At 51.1% G+C, this 15,204-nt stretch carries 15 protein-coding genes; 1 reads left to right on the top strand and 14 read right to left on the bottom strand.

Going from position 1 to position 15,204, the window contains the following annotated elements; all coding sequences use genetic code 11:
• Positions 1-214 precede the first annotated feature (214 nt).
• The 4 genes from WCO56_24710 to WCO56_24695 all read right to left on the bottom strand — a co-directional run bounded on the left by WCO56_24710 (position 215) and on the right by WCO56_24695 (position 4,235).
• Positions 215-517, bottom strand: a complete 303-nt coding sequence (locus tag WCO56_24710; GenBank protein ID MEI7732797.1) for a type II toxin-antitoxin system RelE/ParE family toxin — start codon at positions 515-517, stop codon at positions 215-217.
• Positions 514-750, bottom strand: coding sequence for an addiction module protein (locus tag WCO56_24705; GenBank protein ID MEI7732796.1), 237 nt, complete (start codon positions 748-750; stop codon positions 514-516). The genes WCO56_24710 and WCO56_24705 overlap by 4 nt, the downstream gene beginning before the upstream one ends.
• A gap of 188 nt (positions 751-938) precedes the next feature.
• A complete protein-coding gene (locus tag WCO56_24700; protein ID MEI7732795.1) occupies positions 939-2,324 on the bottom strand; it encodes a glycosyltransferase family 4 protein in 1,386 nt (461 codons plus the stop codon).
• Between the two features lie 69 nt (positions 2,325-2,393).
• Positions 2,394-4,235, bottom strand: coding sequence for an acyltransferase family protein (locus WCO56_24695; protein ID MEI7732794.1), 1,842 nt, complete (start codon positions 4,233-4,235; stop codon positions 2,394-2,396).
• 32 nt (positions 4,236-4,267) lie between these two features.
• Between WCO56_24695 and WCO56_24690 the strand changes: the two genes are divergently transcribed.
• Complete coding sequence (locus WCO56_24690; GenBank protein MEI7732793.1) at positions 4,268-4,486, top strand: hypothetical protein; 219 nt, start codon at positions 4,268-4,270, stop codon at positions 4,484-4,486.
• 128 nt (positions 4,487-4,614) lie between these two features.
• On the opposite strand, the gene WCO56_24685 is transcribed toward WCO56_24690, so the two are convergent.
• The 10 genes from WCO56_24685 to WCO56_24640 form a co-directional block, all read right to left on the bottom strand.
• Entirely contained in the window at positions 4,615-5,442 is an 828-nt protein-coding gene (locus WCO56_24685; protein ID MEI7732792.1) for an ElyC/SanA/YdcF family protein, read from the bottom strand.
• 246 nt (positions 5,443-5,688) lie between these two features.
• Positions 5,689-6,516, bottom strand: coding sequence for a glycosyltransferase family 2 protein (locus tag WCO56_24680; GenBank protein ID MEI7732791.1), 828 nt, complete (start codon positions 6,514-6,516; stop codon positions 5,689-5,691).
• 242 nt (positions 6,517-6,758) lie between these two features.
• Positions 6,759-7,322: a putative colanic acid biosynthesis acetyltransferase gene (locus WCO56_24675; protein MEI7732790.1), complete on the bottom strand. Its 564-nt coding sequence runs from the start codon at positions 7,320-7,322 to the stop codon at positions 6,759-6,761.
• 273 nt (positions 7,323-7,595) lie between these two features.
• Complete coding sequence (locus WCO56_24670; GenBank protein ID MEI7732789.1) at positions 7,596-7,973, bottom strand: GxxExxY protein; 378 nt, start codon at positions 7,971-7,973, stop codon at positions 7,596-7,598.
• 248 nt (positions 7,974-8,221) lie between these two features.
• Complete coding sequence (locus tag WCO56_24665; protein ID MEI7732788.1) at positions 8,222-8,413, bottom strand: hypothetical protein; 192 nt, start codon at positions 8,411-8,413, stop codon at positions 8,222-8,224.
• Positions 8,406-9,578, bottom strand: coding sequence for an acyltransferase (locus WCO56_24660; protein MEI7732787.1), 1,173 nt, complete (start codon positions 9,576-9,578; stop codon positions 8,406-8,408). The genes WCO56_24665 and WCO56_24660 overlap by 8 nt, the downstream gene beginning before the upstream one ends.
• 3 nt (positions 9,579-9,581) lie before the next feature.
• Entirely contained in the window at positions 9,582-10,259 is a 678-nt protein-coding gene (locus tag WCO56_24655; GenBank protein ID MEI7732786.1) for a glycosyltransferase, read from the bottom strand.
• Positions 10,260-11,105: 846 nt separating this feature from the next.
• Entirely contained in the window at positions 11,106-12,224 is a 1,119-nt protein-coding gene (locus tag WCO56_24650) for a glycosyltransferase family 1 protein (GenBank protein MEI7732785.1), read from the bottom strand.
• Between the two features lie 18 nt (positions 12,225-12,242).
• Positions 12,243-13,760, bottom strand: a complete 1,518-nt coding sequence (locus WCO56_24645) for a hypothetical protein (GenBank protein MEI7732784.1) — start codon at positions 13,758-13,760, stop codon at positions 12,243-12,245.
• A gap of 330 nt (positions 13,761-14,090) precedes the next feature.
• On the bottom strand, positions 14,091-15,204 hold a 1,114-nt coding region (locus WCO56_24640), incomplete at its 5' end, for a glycosyltransferase (protein MEI7732783.1).

The following is a 15,204-nucleotide window of genomic DNA, read 5'->3' as shown; positions in this document are numbered from 1 at the left end:
AAATACCTGTTTCTACAGGCGGTTTAATTTTGGGTTATTCTCCGGTCACACACCCAATACAAAAACCGTTCGTGGTTCTTGGTTTAAAACAAAGACCGTTCGTGGTTCGCGGTTCGTCGTTCGCTGTTTGAAGGCAAAAGTATACTAATTGAAGAGTTCTAAGGTTCAACAGTTCAACGTTTCAAATGCATGAAATTAAAAGGATCAATGAAAATCAGATCCAGCCCCGCTTTCTTTTAATCCAATATTCAGGCAGTCTGTAACTGTGAGCTATCGCCACTATCCAAACCGTGTCTTTCCAAATAATGTACGCAACATAGTAGGGGAACACGTTAAGATTGATTCTACGGTACCCCTTGGCGCGCAGGGAAGGTAGTTCTGGATGCGATTGAATCCATGCAATGGCCTTGCGGATTTCGTCTTTCAGACGTAGCCCCAATCCAAACTCAATGTCCTCATAGTACGCAATCGCCTCGGTCAACTCTGCTTCCGCAGCCTCTACAAGCTCAATTTTCATCCCGGAAAGAGCTTGTCAAGACGTGTAAAAACATCATTGCAATTGCTGGATTTTACCTGCCCGGATTTGACATCATCGATTCGCTGGAAAATAAGTTTTTCCCAAGCGGCTTCAATGGCAGGCGAGTAATCGGGCTGGTTTTCAGATGCGTCAAGGAGGATTCGCGCTAATGTTAAGCGTTGCCCGGGTGGTAGTTTCATGGCTTCTTTCGTTATTTCTGCAATCGCTTTCATAATCTTTAGTAGCAGTCTACATTCTCAGAGACGAATGTCAATTGGGCCGCGCTTATTCCAAATCACATTCAAACAGTTCGCAGTTCGCGGTTGAGCTTCATTTTTTAACCACGGATTAACACGGATGAACACAGATATACAAAAGTTGAAAGTTGAAGAACGGAAGACCCACAGTTCGTGGTTATCGGTTATTGGTTATTGGGATTCAGGAGGGCTAGGAATTGGGGTAGGCAGGTTTGTTTGCTGTAAAATGTGGTTGTCCGTTCGCAGTTGGCCGCGCTTGCGGAAGGGACGGATGGCCCACTCCCCATGAACCCCCTCATCCTATCCTTCTCCCCCAAGGGGTAGAAGGTGGCCGCAGAAGGGATATCTGGAACACCACTCTCTTTTGCGCGTTGCATTTTCAGGATGGTTTGCACTACGCCGTCCACGTCGCCGTGGCGATGGGAGGCGGATGGGGTTAGGGTACCAAGATTTGAGATGATTTCGCCAATGTGGCTTTGGGCGGGACCGAGGTAGAGGAAGGGAGTGCCCACGCCCAGGATATTGTAAATTTTGCAGGGATGGACCAAACCAATGAATGGATCTCCCATCACCACGGTGTGCAGGTCGGCGGCGGAGAGGGAGGCGGAAAGCTGGTTGAGCGGCTGATACGGCAGGCAAAGGATGTTCGTCAATTTCCGTTCCGCTGCGAATTGTTTTACCCGGGCAAACTCGCTGCCGCCGCCGAGGAAGGCGAAGAGGATGTCGTTATTGGTTATCGGTTGTCGGTTAATGGGGGGGAGGGAAGGAGCGTTATCGGTTATCGGTTCTTGGTTCTTGGTTCTTGGTTCTTGTTGAAGTTTTTCGGCGGCTTGTAGCAGGGTGTCCAGGGGGTGGCAGGGGCTGTGGTTGCCGGAGTACATAACCACGAATTTGCCATCCAAACCGTGCTCCTTCCGGAAACGCTCACGGCCTGCTGGGTCAAATGCTACATCGTCATCGTGGGACCAGGGAGGAATGACCGCGACCCGATCTGAAGGAATGCCTTTGGCGACAATGCGGTCTTTCATGAACCGGTCGAGGGCGACGATTGTTTCGGCGTTACGGAGGCTAAAGAGGGAGATGCGTTCCAGGATTCGGGCCACCAGGGAACCGGCCCGGAGCCAGCCGGCAGCGATGGCTTCGTCCGGGTTGAAATCCATGACCCAGTAATAAAATTTTGCGTGCCAGCGGCGGGCAATGGCGGCACCAAAGGCGGAGATGAGAGGCGGACTGGTGAGCGCAATCACCGCATCATGGCGCGGCAAACGGAGAAGCTGCCAGGTACACAGCAGTAGAAACGAGGCGAAATCAGCGGCCCGCCGCCACTTGGCCTTTTTGCCGAAGCCGGTTGATCCGATACGGTAAATCTTGATACCCTGCCAGACTTCGTGTTTTGGGAAAAGAACATCCGGGGCATCGTAAGCCCGGAGGCTGGTGACGACGGTGACCTGATGCCCACGCTGAACCAGTCCCTGCGCCAGTTCAGTGAGGTGTTGACCTGTGGCCATGTGGTCGGGCCAGAAGGTTTGATTTAATAATAAATATTTCAACTGTGCTCAGTTTCCGATTCCTGACCGATATCAGTTCATGGTCATCGAGGGGGAGGAAAACGCTATCGGTTATTGGTTGTATGGAGACTTGGCGCCGCTCTGGAGGTAATACAATATGGTTCGCATTAGAACAGGGAGTATCAAATCAGCACCAAATCCGGACAAATGAGTTGCGTCGTGGTATAGTTCTCTGCCCTGGCCATCACAAAACAAGATATCGCCTGTGTTTTTTTGGAAATGAATGGAAACGTCAATCACGCTACAGTTTTCCGAAATGAAATGCTTCAAAAATTCGTTGGCCTCCAAGCGGCGTCGGCGAGTTTCTTTGTCCTCATAAAATGGCGGACGCGCCCCAGCTCTGATGGCAGCGCGATTGATATTGTTTGGAAGAATGGGAGGCTGATTAAGAATCACCAAATTCCTAGCGTTTTTTTTAAGCGCCTCTATCGCGTACACAAGCCTTTGCGTGTCTCCCTTGAGTTTGCTGCTCCAGTGGCAGCTGATAATTAAAAAATCTGGTTTTTCTCGATTGACTGCGGCCAATGAATCCAACCACAACTGGCTACAGGCACCGTTTGTAGTGGACGGCAGCGGATCCCCCGCTGCAACACTAATCACGGAAAGTTTGAAATTCAGGTCGGTGCAAATTTTCTTCATCACCTCGCCATACATAGAACCATTGCTATCGCCCATGAGGATGACCGATTTAGAACCATTTTTCGCATTAAAAACTAGTCCGCCTTTCAGTACAGTGTTGGGTTCGGCATTGAGATAAAAGGCCATCCTAACAGCAATTCCGAGCGGCACACAAATTATTAAGGCGCAAAATAAAGCCCCATAGGCCCAAGGCATGTTTTGCCGACGATTTAAAAAGACCCTCATGGGATTCTCAATGAGCCAAAAACTCAAGGAGGCAAAGAGGAAACTCAAGCCAACTTTCAACATCAAACGCGCAGGCTCTGAAACAAAATACAACCTGTAATCCACCAGGGCAAAAATGGGCCAGTGCCATAGATAAAGGGAATAAGAAATTCGGCCGATCAACACCAGAGGAGGCAGTGCCAACCATTTTTCGCTTAAACCACCACTGTTCATTGCAAGCACACCGGCAGATCCAATGACGGGAAGTAACGCCCAGTAGCCTGGAAAGTGGTTCCCTTCACGGAGTGCAACGAAGGACAGCGCGATTAAAACAAGGCTGAAAACCGAAGCCCACCATGACCAGCGTGCCGATGGAACAAGTTTAGTGCTGCCACCGCACACTGCCAATAGACTGCCGACAAACAACTCCCATGCCCTAGTTGGCAACAGGTAGAACCCCCAATCCGGCTTGAAACGTGTAACCACAACACAAGCCAGGAAGCTTAACGCGCACAGCAAACCCAGCAACAAGACCAAGCGCTTGCGGGCAAACGTAAACATCGATAATAGAAGTAGATGGAAAAATAAGTAAAACTGCTCCTCGACCGACAAGGACCAATAATGAAGGAATGGCTGAGCATCAGGCGACATTTCAAAATAGTTCCCTTGCACCATTAACTTCATGTTCACAACGGAAAGAGCCGCTGCTGTTAGAGTTGCACCCGTAGAAGCAAAGTCCTGCGACGAATAGATGAAGCGCGCTCCAATAAGAGTCACCAATGCCACCGTGAAGAAGGCAGGGAAAATTCTTGCAATGCGACGTTGATAGAATTTTTTGAGGGAAAACGAGCCATTTTGACACTCTTTGAAGATGATGGAAGTGATTAGGTAACCAGATATGACAAAGAACACGTCAACACCGACAAAGCCACCAGGAAGCCAGCTATGGTTCAGGTGAAAGATGAACACCGAAAGGACAGCAAGCGCACGCAAGCCGTCAATGGCCGGACGATATTCTAATGAGTCGCTTTTAACTTTACCTTGTGACATGTTGAAAGCCTAATATAAACCACGGTGACCTGATGACCACGTTGAACCAGTCCCTGCGCCAGTTCAGTGAGGTATTGACCTGTGGCCATGTGGTCGGGCCAGAAGGTTTGGTTGAGGAGGAGGTATTTCAAACAAGGATGAAACTTGAAAATGGGAAGCCGGACATGGCAAAAATATTATCTGGCAAAAAAATTGGGAAGCCAATCTTGCAGAAAAATGAACCGGCAGAAAGATGGGAACCCAAGACTTGAAACCTGAAAATGGGAACGAGCTTCATTTTTTAACCATTGATGGACACTGATAAACACGGATTAATTAAAGCAGAAAGCAGAAACGTTAAAAGACAAGGCTGAAACCTGAAACTTGAAACAGTTCGCGGTTATTTGAGTTTTTCAAAGAGGAGGCCGAGGTATTCGTAGGTGGCGCGCTCCACTAGTTTGATGTTTCCGACGCCTGGGAAGAAGGAGGAGGGATCGAATGGGCTTTGCTTGTCCTGGCTTTTATCCACCACATAGGCTGTCGGCGCGGGAATCGCGACGAGGCCGTGGCGTTGTGCCATTAGCATGGCGCGCGGCAGGTGCGAGGCCGCACTGACGAGCAGCACTTGGTTGGTGCCGGCCTGTGCCTTGAAGAATCGAATTTCCCCCTCAGTGTCCACGGCATCGCCGTAAACCGTGAAGTGATTGGTGGGGATTCCCATCATGTGGTAAAACTCGGCCAGGACTTTGACTTTGTCGGGTTCGGGAATGGTTTTACCGGCGATGGAAACCAGGATGATGGAGCCGGGGATGGTCTGGTGCAAGCGAGCGGCTTCAAGTAAACGCGGGAGAAAGTCCGAATTGAACCGGGCGTGAGCCGGCAGGTTGGTATTAGCCGAAACCCCTAGGCCAAGGACGCAGATGAGGCGCGTGGCAGGCGCGTTATTGGTTAATGGTTGTTGGTTATTGGGGACGGGGAGGGGGGTATCGGGTAATGGTTGTTGGTTAACCAAGACTGGGGAGTATTTGCGTTCGAGGGGTTCAAAAAGCGGGGTTGGGAGGATCGGCAGGCTGATGAGCAGGAAGAAAGCGGTGCCGGCTATGAGGAAAACTTTGGCCAGTCGCTGGCGTTTGGTACATAGCAGCAGGAAGAGACCGATCAATAATAACTCGGCGCACACGGGTACGGGAAAAAAGAAGCGGGAAAGGAGTTTTTTAAGGAAGAACATTTTAAAATTGGAGGCCGGACATGGCAAAAATATTATCTGGCATAAAAATTGGGAAACCGATCTTGCAGAAAAATAAACCGGCAGAAAAATAGAACCGAAAGCTGAGACGTTAAAAGACAAGGATGAAACCTGAAACCTGAAAACGGGGACGGCTTCATTTTTAACCACTGATTGACACTGATAAACACAGATTAATTAAAGCAGAAAGCAGAAAGCAGAAATAGGTCGCGGTTTGCCATGGGCTGGTCAGCAACTTTGGTGCTGTTTGGCCTGTAATTCCCTGATTTTGATGACGATCATGGATTCATAAAAGGAGAGCAAACGGCAGTAATGATAACCGGATATGCCGTCCAATAAACCCAACCGAAAGAAGTACATGTACAAAAAGCGCAAGAGCGGGCGACAGGGCATGAAGCTAAAAAGGTGTTTTAAGGCGCGTTTTCGGCGAACAGGATCGGTTGAAATTAATCCCATCCGATCCAGCGGCTGCTTCCCAATGGTGTCTACGAAATGCCGTGCTTCGGCAGTGGAGTAGCGGTTGTGTTTTTCGACCCAATCATGAATACCCTTGGCAAAGGAATGATGGATAAGTGGATTTGTCAAGGTGCCAATGCGCGCGGGGTTGAGGTTTTCACGCTGGCCATGCCCGACCTGGATAAACGTTAGGGCCTCACGTTTTCCCACACGCACCTGATGCCATGGGTATAGACCCGAGTGCTTGAGCCAGTGTCCTTGGAACATCATTTTAGAAGCCAGTTGGTAGGCGTCTTTATCACCGGATTGAACGACCGCGAGCAACTCATCACGCAATTCGGGAGACACCTCCTCATCGGCATCCAAATGCAGTATCCATGGGTACTTGAAGTTGCCATGCAGTAGTCCAAAATTACGCTGTTCGGCAAAGTTTACGAAGTGGTTTTGTAACACCCTTGCGCCATGATCCTTCGCGATGGCAAGGGTGGCATCCGTGCTAAACGAGTCGAGGACGAGAATATCATCCGCCCAAGCGACTGATTTTAGGCAGCGCGGGAGGTTGATTTCCTCGTTCAGGGTGAGGATCAGGACTGAAAGCATTTAAGAGGAAAGGATGAAACTTGAAACCTGAAACTTGAAAATGGGAACCCGATCTTGCAGAAAAATGAACCGGCAGAAAGATGAGGAACCCAACACTTGAAACTTGAAAATGAAAACCGGTCTCCGGTATCGGTTCACAGTTAAAATAAGGGCCCGTTATCGGTTATCAGTTAATTGTTATTGGTTTGAAAACGAAGCTGCAACTTGAAGAACGGAGAAAGAACAGTTCTTGGTTCGAGTTATCAGGGTGTCTTTTCACTTATCACGCGATCTTTGACTTTAACAGCGGGATTGCCAGCGACGATGGTCCAGGGTTCGACGTTTTTCATGACGACGGCACCGGCGCCGACAATGGCACCTTGCCCTATGGTGACGTTCGGGCCGACCAAGGCATTGGCGCAGATCCAGGCTTGATCGTGAATGGTGATCGGCGGTTTCAGCAGCGGCATATCAGCCCGGGTATAATCATGGGTGCCAGCGCACAGGTGGGCACGATGGGAGATGGTTACACTTTGGCCAATGGTGATGGGGCCAAGATTATAGATTAATGCGTCCTCTCCAATCGCGCTCCAGTCCCCGATCTTCAGGTTCCAAGGGAAGTAAATGACGACACTGGGATAGATGTTGACGTTTTTTCCCACGGTGGCTCCGAAACAACGCAGGATGAAACGCCGGCAACCGAAGCACGGGCGGGGGCTGAAGCGGAATAGGAGTTTGGCGAAACCCCAAAGCACGCGGAGGAATTGCTCGCGCGGAGTGTATTTGGAGGTGGAGCGGTTTGCGGAAATGTCAAGGGAGGCACTCATTTGCTACGAGAAAAATTAGACAAAGACATTGCTCACACGAAGGCACGAAGACACGAAGAAGGACCAAAAAACATGATGAAACACTCATTTGCTGCTAGAAACAATGGACAAAGACTTGGCTCACACAAAGGCACGAAGACACGAAGGAAAGACAAAAGACTAGGATGAAAAACAGATTAGCTTTGACGACAACTTAGTGTCTTCGTGGCTTTGTGTGAGGAATTCGATTCACACGAAGGCACAAAGGCACGAAGAAAAAGCCAAAATCCGAAGTTAATTTGCCACGCGCTTGATGCCGTCTTTAACCAAGGCTTCGCCGAAATTTATGAGTAAGCCCAGCCGGAAACCGAGTAGCCGGAGATAGGTCAGAATTTGTTTGCCATGGACCGGGGCAAGCTTTTCGACTGATTTGAGTTCAATCAGAAAACAGTTGTTCACGATCAGATCCGCTCGGAATCCTTCGTCGAAGACCAGGCCATCATATTGAATCGGGATCGGTTTTTGACGCTCCACCCGATATCCTCTTGCTTCCAGCTCGTGCGCGAGGATGACTTCGTACACGGATTCCAAAAGGCCGGGGCCCAGTTTCATGTGCAATTTTACGGAGGCGTCTACGACATCTTTGGCTATTTGTTCCAGTTCTTCGTTCATAGTATTATGTTTTAAATTTTAATTTCACACAAAGGCACAAAGGCACGAAGAAAGTCAAAAGACCATGATGAAACAATGATCAATTTAGACGTCCGCTTAGTGGCTTGGTGGCTTGGTGTGAACCATGTTTGAATTTTTCTCACACGAAGGCACAAAGGCACGAAGAAGAGCCAAGAGATAATGATGAAACAATGATCAATTAAGACGTCTGCTTAGTGACTTCGTGGCTTTGTGTGAGAATGATACTCTTACTCTTTTTGACCGGTGGCTTTGACTTGGGCGGCGATCCAGGGGTAGGTGAGCTGGATGCCGGCCTTGAGATCGAAACGGGATTTCCAGCCGATGGAATAGATGCGGTCGTTGCTGAAATTGCGGGATTGGACCTCGATGGGACCGGGAATGGATTTGATGACGACTTGTTTGCCTGCCACTTCAGCCACGGCCGCGGCGATCCCTAAAGTGAAGTTGGCGGGTTGCAGATAACCAAAATTCTTTTGGCCATGCTTTATTCATGAATGGCCGTTCAAAGAGAATGAATAAGATAGCCCCAATACCAATGATGGCGGGAATGACAATAAGACTATACGCGACAAAAGCAACCATAGGTTGACATCCATAAAAGAACCGGTTGATGCCATGCCCGATGAGCGAGATGATATAGAAATGATAGAGATATATCGTATAGCACATTCCGCCAATAGTTACAATCCAAGGGCTCCGGAATATTCGGTTCATCAGTCGCCCTCTGAATGCACCTACGTAAGCGATAATTATTAGAAAAGGCAGAATGAGTGTAAACGCCTCAGCACGGACCAGAATGAACACGATTAGAATCCACGATGTGGCCGCAACAAAATCCCAAGTCCAAGATAGGGCGGCCTGGCAATTTTTTAAAGTGGTTAAATAGATGTCCGCCAACAGTATTCCAGCAAAGAAGTATTGCAAATGGCTGAGCAGGCAAAAGCCCGATACCAGTTTGTGTTTTTCGACGAAGGCAAAAAACAGCATCGCAGGAACAAGCAGCAGGACGCGAATCCAATGGGTTTTCACTAAGAAAACCAATGAAAAGAAAGGCATCAGGATGTAAAATTGCACTTCAACTTCGAGCGACCAGGTGACGAAATTGACAGTGCTCATGGTTCCAAAAAGTAACCCGTGCTGATAGATGGCACTCGCGCCAAGATTCGGCAGCAGACCCAAGAATGACGCATGATTGACGACAATCAGGAGCGTAAAAATCAATAAAAGATTGATGAGATACGTTGGTTCAAGTCGCGTGAGGCGTCGAAGGAAATAGCTTTTAATGCCAACGGCAGGTCGCCCTTCCAGATGATGAGCAGCAAACGGCAAGGTTAGAATGAAGCCGCTGATTACAAAAAACAATTGTACACCAAACCATCCTTGAAGCGCCAAAACTTCAATAAATCGACCAAGGCCTTCTTCGTACCGTGCCACCACTGGTTTTTTGATCCAGTAATCATGCAAATGATAAATGATCACCGACATGATGGCGACAAACCGCAACCCATCGATCTCCGGCAAAAAACCTCCATGTGACGTTATCCGAGATAATTTTGATAACACAAACTGAGAAATGCGCTGCATAAGTCAGATGGATTCTCGGCGTAGGGTTTGGAGGGTGGAGATGAGGGGTTGGGAGCAGATATCCCAGTGGTACTTGGCGGCGTTTTGGACTGCGGCGGTGGATAGGCGATTCCAAGTATCCCGCCGGGTGAGGAGCTCAGCCAGGGCACCTGCAGTGCCAGCGACGTCGCCGGGGGCGGGAAATATGCCCCCTGAACCGCAGACTTCAGGGATTGCACAGCAGTTTGAACTTACGACGGGAGTGCCGAATGCCTGTGCTTCCACCGCTGGAATGCCGAAGGATTCGCACTGGCTCATCAGGCAAAAAACGGAAGACTCAGCATAGTACCGGTATAAATCCTCCTGTGAGACATGCCCTAAAAATGTCACCACATTTTGCAAACCGGTGGCAATAACTAACCTGCGGATTCGTTGCTCATACGCAGGCACCGGCCAGATGCCGATCAACAACAAGGATGGACTCAGATTGCGAGTTCGCCGTAGTTTCGCCAGAGCTTGAACCACGGTCTCAACGCCCTTGTGCGGAGCCATGGCAGAGACGCTGGCAATTTGGAGAGGTTTCCGGGCAATCCGTCCGCGCGATTTAACTGCTGCCGCATGAGTTTCTTCGGCAATGCCTTGATAGGCGATGGCATGACGCTGGCATTCCGATCCAGCGTTGTCGGTATATGCTCGGTGCATATATTCTGAGTTAAAAACCATGACCAACGATTTCTTCATGGCTTGACGATATGCTGCCCGCTGAAGCCAGGCCTTGACATGTTCGATTTTTGACCGCTCCAATCCACGAACCAAGCACCATGGATTCTGTGCGAAAACGATCTGCGGTAAACCTAACCGCGCATTATGCGTGCCACTAGGTGTAAACGAGAAATCGAATTTTTCCTTTTGGACTAGTTTTGGCAACGTGAAGGACTCCCATAAGGTTCTAAAAAGCCAATGGTGGGTGAAATCTGGACACTTTTTCCAGGCGACGTTGTCGCCCAAGTCCCTGACCATATCTTCGCTACGGTAATGGTAATAAACAACATACGTGTGGGTCCCGCGAGTCGCCTTTGCCAAACGCGAAAGATGGCCAAGGAGGACATGGCGTCCACTTTGATTCAAAACCGACAAGGCGTTGACGAGAATGGTGGGCATGGAGGGGGCGGGGGTGATTTAGAAAGCAGAAAGTCGAAACGGTAAAAGACAAGGATGAAACCTGAAACTTGAAACTTGAAAATGGGGAACCGAACATGGCAAAAATATTATCTGGCATAAAAATGGGAACCCGATTATGCAGAAAAATGAACCGGCAGAAAGATGGGAACCAACTTTTGCAGAGCAATCCATAAGCAAAAAAAAGCAGAAAGCAGAAAACAGAAATAAAACCTGAGTTTTTGTAGAAAAATGAACCGGCAGAAATATGGGATTCTGAAGCCGGACATGGCAAAAATATTATCTGGCAAAAAAATTGGGAACCAATGCATGAAAACCTGAAACTTGAAACCTGAAACTTGAAATTGGGAACCCGATTATGCAGACGGTTTACATTGCAGATTTGGTGTAGGCATGGGATAGGCCTTCGGCCATGCGTTTCACGGTGAATTGGGTGGCATGTTGGCGGCCTTTGGCGATCATGTTCTGCCGTAAAATAGGATCGGTGAGCACGCGCTGACATAGGATCGCCAAGCCTGGAATATCGTCCGTGGGAGCCGTAAGGGCGGCGTCACCCGCCACCTCGGGTAGGGAGGCGGCGTTGGAGCAGACCACTGGACAGCCGCTAGCCATGGCTTCCAGGGGCGGCCAGCCCCAGCCTTCATAAAGACTGGGAAAGAGGAGTAAGACGGCCCGGTGATAAAGTGATCGCACTTCCATCTCCGAGGGGTCGTGGATAAACCGCACGCGGGGTTGGATTTTCAGTTCAGCAGCCAGCGACTGGATTTCGGTGGTTGGGGGTGGCCCGGCCATGATCAATTCCAGGTCAGGTGGCCCCTTGGTTTGGGCGAATATCCGCAGGACACCCGTGCGGTTTTTATAAAAGGCATTATTACCGAGGTGGAGAATGAACGGTCTGGGTGGTGGACCCGGTGCGGCAATGTCTTGGTTCATGGACGACATGAAATCCGGGGAAAGAGCGGGGTTAACCACGCTGATGCCAGTATTGGGAATCCCGAATTCATGCTGTAAATCGGCGGCGGTGCAGTGACTAACGGCAATTAATCGCGAACAACTTTTAAGTGCCGTAGTGCTCTGGTGGATGATGCAACGCGCAAATCTACCCGGCGGGCGACTGGCGAAACGCCCGTGCATCTGATGCCAGGGAATGAGATCGTGGACAGTACACACGGATTTTCCGTGGGTGGCATCGAGCGCGTACGCGTGGCTGCCGTCAAGAATATGAAGCAATTCACGCTCGGACTGCTGGCGGACCATCTGCATTTTAGACTTAATCCAGAGGTGATGGACCACGGTGCTGATTTTTCTCGGGAATAATCGGAGCCTTCGGAGAGGCATGGCCAGCGACACGGTGCGGAAAGAATGCCCGGTTTGTTGCGCCATGATTTCGTTGGCGGCAATGACCAACGACTCGTAGCGAGCCATGCTGCCGACGAAGCCAGACGGGTTGGTGGACATCAGGGCTACCGAGCTGGACTTTTGCGGCATGGAATTGCAGATGGCGTTTCAGGATTGCGATGAATCCGTGGGGCGGTGGGTCGGTGAGTCGGTGAGTCGGTGGGACGGTATATCCGAGTCAGGCCCGTGAGCATCACCTGCAAACGGGGAGAGGGCAGCAGGCATTCCTTGATGATTAACGACTGAGGCAGCCATGACGGGTGCCACGTCGGCAGCCGATTCCCGAGTAAGCCGCGGCATGGAGAGCACAACGCCGGTCAGGAAAGCAAAAAAGGTGCTGATGAATGGGTCGCCGAAGACCTGATGCGATAACACGAAATTCGCCGCGTTAGCGACGACGAAGGCCCCTAGGGTGACTTGCATCCGATTTGGCGAATCGCGATACGACCGGCTGACCAACAAGATCTTTGACAACACCAAGATACCGAATCCCGCGGCACACGCAAACCCGATTAATCCCAATTCCCCCAAGATGCGGTCCAAACCGCCCTCCTGCCACATGCGAGAACGGCTCGCACCTGACGATTCAGCCTGCACCACATGATGAGCCCCTTGGGTGGCAGTTCCCAAGCCTGCCCCCCAGAAACCTTGCTGTTCAAATGTTCCGACGATTGAGTCAACGACGTAATCCAGTACCCGGGTTTGGAAATCCTGGCTGGTTTGCTTGAAATAATATTCCTCCGTGTCTGCGGAGGACGCCATTTGCCCATAGAGCACCGTTCCAAACAGCAACGCTACCAGCAGCACTCCCAAAGTTTGGGCGATCCGGGCTTTGCCGCGAAAGTTAATCCAGATAAATGTCAGGGCAAACACGGGCAGCATCATAAACGCTTTGCGGCGGCCACAGAGCATCACGGAGACCGACGCCCAAGCGGCCATCCCCAACCAAAATACACGCCCGGCACCCACCCGGTTTGACGCCAGGAGAAATGCCAAAAGGCAGGCGGCCGCCGCATGCCAGCCCATGATGTCCGGGCTGCGGTAGAAACCCGCCCGCAAATTGAGGGAACCACCCACCCAGCCCCGAGTCCAATCCATGTCCATCGCCTTGGTGCCGACGGCGGCCCAACTTGGGGTTATGCCCCCAGCCTCCAGCAGGCCACCGATAAGCAGGATGCCAGTTCCGATACAATAAAACTTGAGCAGCCGATCCAGATCGGTGGGATGCCGTATGAAATAATAGCCAGCCAGCAAACTCAGCAGTGAGCCGATATAGCTGAATCCGCCCATGATGGCCAGTTGCAATCCCGCAAATCCCAAAGAGAAGGATTGCACCGCCGAAGGCACCAGCGCTAAAAGGAAGAGCCCGATAAAGGTAAGCATCCGGGCATGGCAAGCCTTGAACCTAATCAGCGGGTTGCGCTCAGAGCCCAGCATTTTCAGAATCATCGTCATCCAGATGGGCATGATGGACAACACCAGGAGCGCCGGTACGCCCGGCGTCATTTTCCGCATCGGATCCTGCATCATTGCGATGGCGACCATCCAGTAGATACCATGCCGCCAGTTACTGAAGGTGGCGACCATACCCATGCAGATCAAGGCAAGGATGAAGTAAAGGGGCATTGATTCAAGGCGGACAGGAAGTTGGAGGAAGCAGGAAAGACGGTGTTTCGGTGAGCCAGTGGGGCGGTGAGTCGGTGGGGCGGGGGGCCGGTGAGCCAGTGAGCCAGTGCTTCAGGAAACCGGTGTTTCGGTCAGGCGGATTGTTGGTTTTGCTGGCAGTACTGGACTGCGGCCAGGGTGCCCGACACAGCTTTTTCAATGCTGTAGTTTTGGATGTGAGCTGAGGCGCGGGATTGCATTCGGGATAAACGAGTGGGATCATGCTGCATCGCTCGCATTTTTTCTGCCGGTGCGGACACATCGGCGTAGTAATTTTTTTTGAGTGAAACTTCATTTTGCGGCCTTGCTTTGAGCCTCTTTTTTGGCCAAATCCAGCCAGATTTGCGCCTGATGATCGGCGGAAAGCCGATCATGCGCCCGCGCCGTCGCTTTGCGGCGCAGGTCGGCCAGCGTCTCCTCTCGGGCGCAAACCAGCTCCGCCAGTATTTTTCCCAACGCACAGGCGTCTCCTTCGGGAAAAAGGTAACCGCAATCGTCAATCAATTCCGGAATCGCACCGCTTCGACTGCCCACCACAATCTTACCACAGGCCATGGCTTCCGGCAGTACCCGACCATATTGCTCCTTCCATTTGGGAGTGGATACCGAAGGCAAGACCACAAAGTCCGCTGCATTCATGTACAGCGGCATTTCCGCATGCGCAGCGTCAAAGAACACCACCCGATCAGTCAGCCCCAAGGACTCAACCTGCTGTTTGATTTCCTGAATATACGGCGTCTGATAGTCCGAAAACCGATCCACCAAAAACTGCCAGCGCAGTTGCTTGATCCCCGCCAAGGCGGTCAGCAGGATATGCAGGCCTTTCTCGGGAATCAGGCGCCCGAAGTACGCGATCGTTTTCTCCCGCAGTCCCAAGCGCGCACGTGTCTCGGCAATTTGCTCGGACGAACGAGGGTAAAACAACGTCCGGTCCAATCCCAATGGTATCTGGGTAGCGCGCCCGGAAAAACCCAACTCCTGCATCACCCGAGTGCCGTCCCGGCTCAACGTGAAAACATGACTCAACTGTCGGCGAGCGATGCGACGCAACCAACCAGTGATCAATGGCCCAACGACGAGGCCCGGTTTTAACTTGGCGAAACCCAAGGCCATATCCCGGGGCCAGTCCGGTTTAAGGTTTTCCGCCGTCATGGCCCAAACCCGGGGCGGATCATACTGCTGACGACGGGCGATGCCCAAAGCCTGGCGAACCAGCATTGTTGCCGGGTCGCTATCCAGAAGGATATGCGTGGGATGCCAACTCGCGATGATGGCGGCCAAACCCGACATTCGTTGGAGCCGCAAATGTTTCCCGACCATCTCCAGCATGACCACCTCAAAGGGTTCACCGGAAACGGACGGGGTCGTTTTCCACCCGCCACCCACCGGTAGCCGGCGAGGCAAT

It is taken from the genome of Verrucomicrobiota bacterium (assembly GCA_037139415.1).
Taxonomy (GTDB): Bacteria; Verrucomicrobiota; Verrucomicrobiia; order Limisphaerales; family Fontisphaeraceae; genus JBAXGN01.
The sequence above is the reverse complement of the archived record's forward strand: the minus strand, read 5'-3'. Positions and strand labels throughout refer to the sequence as shown.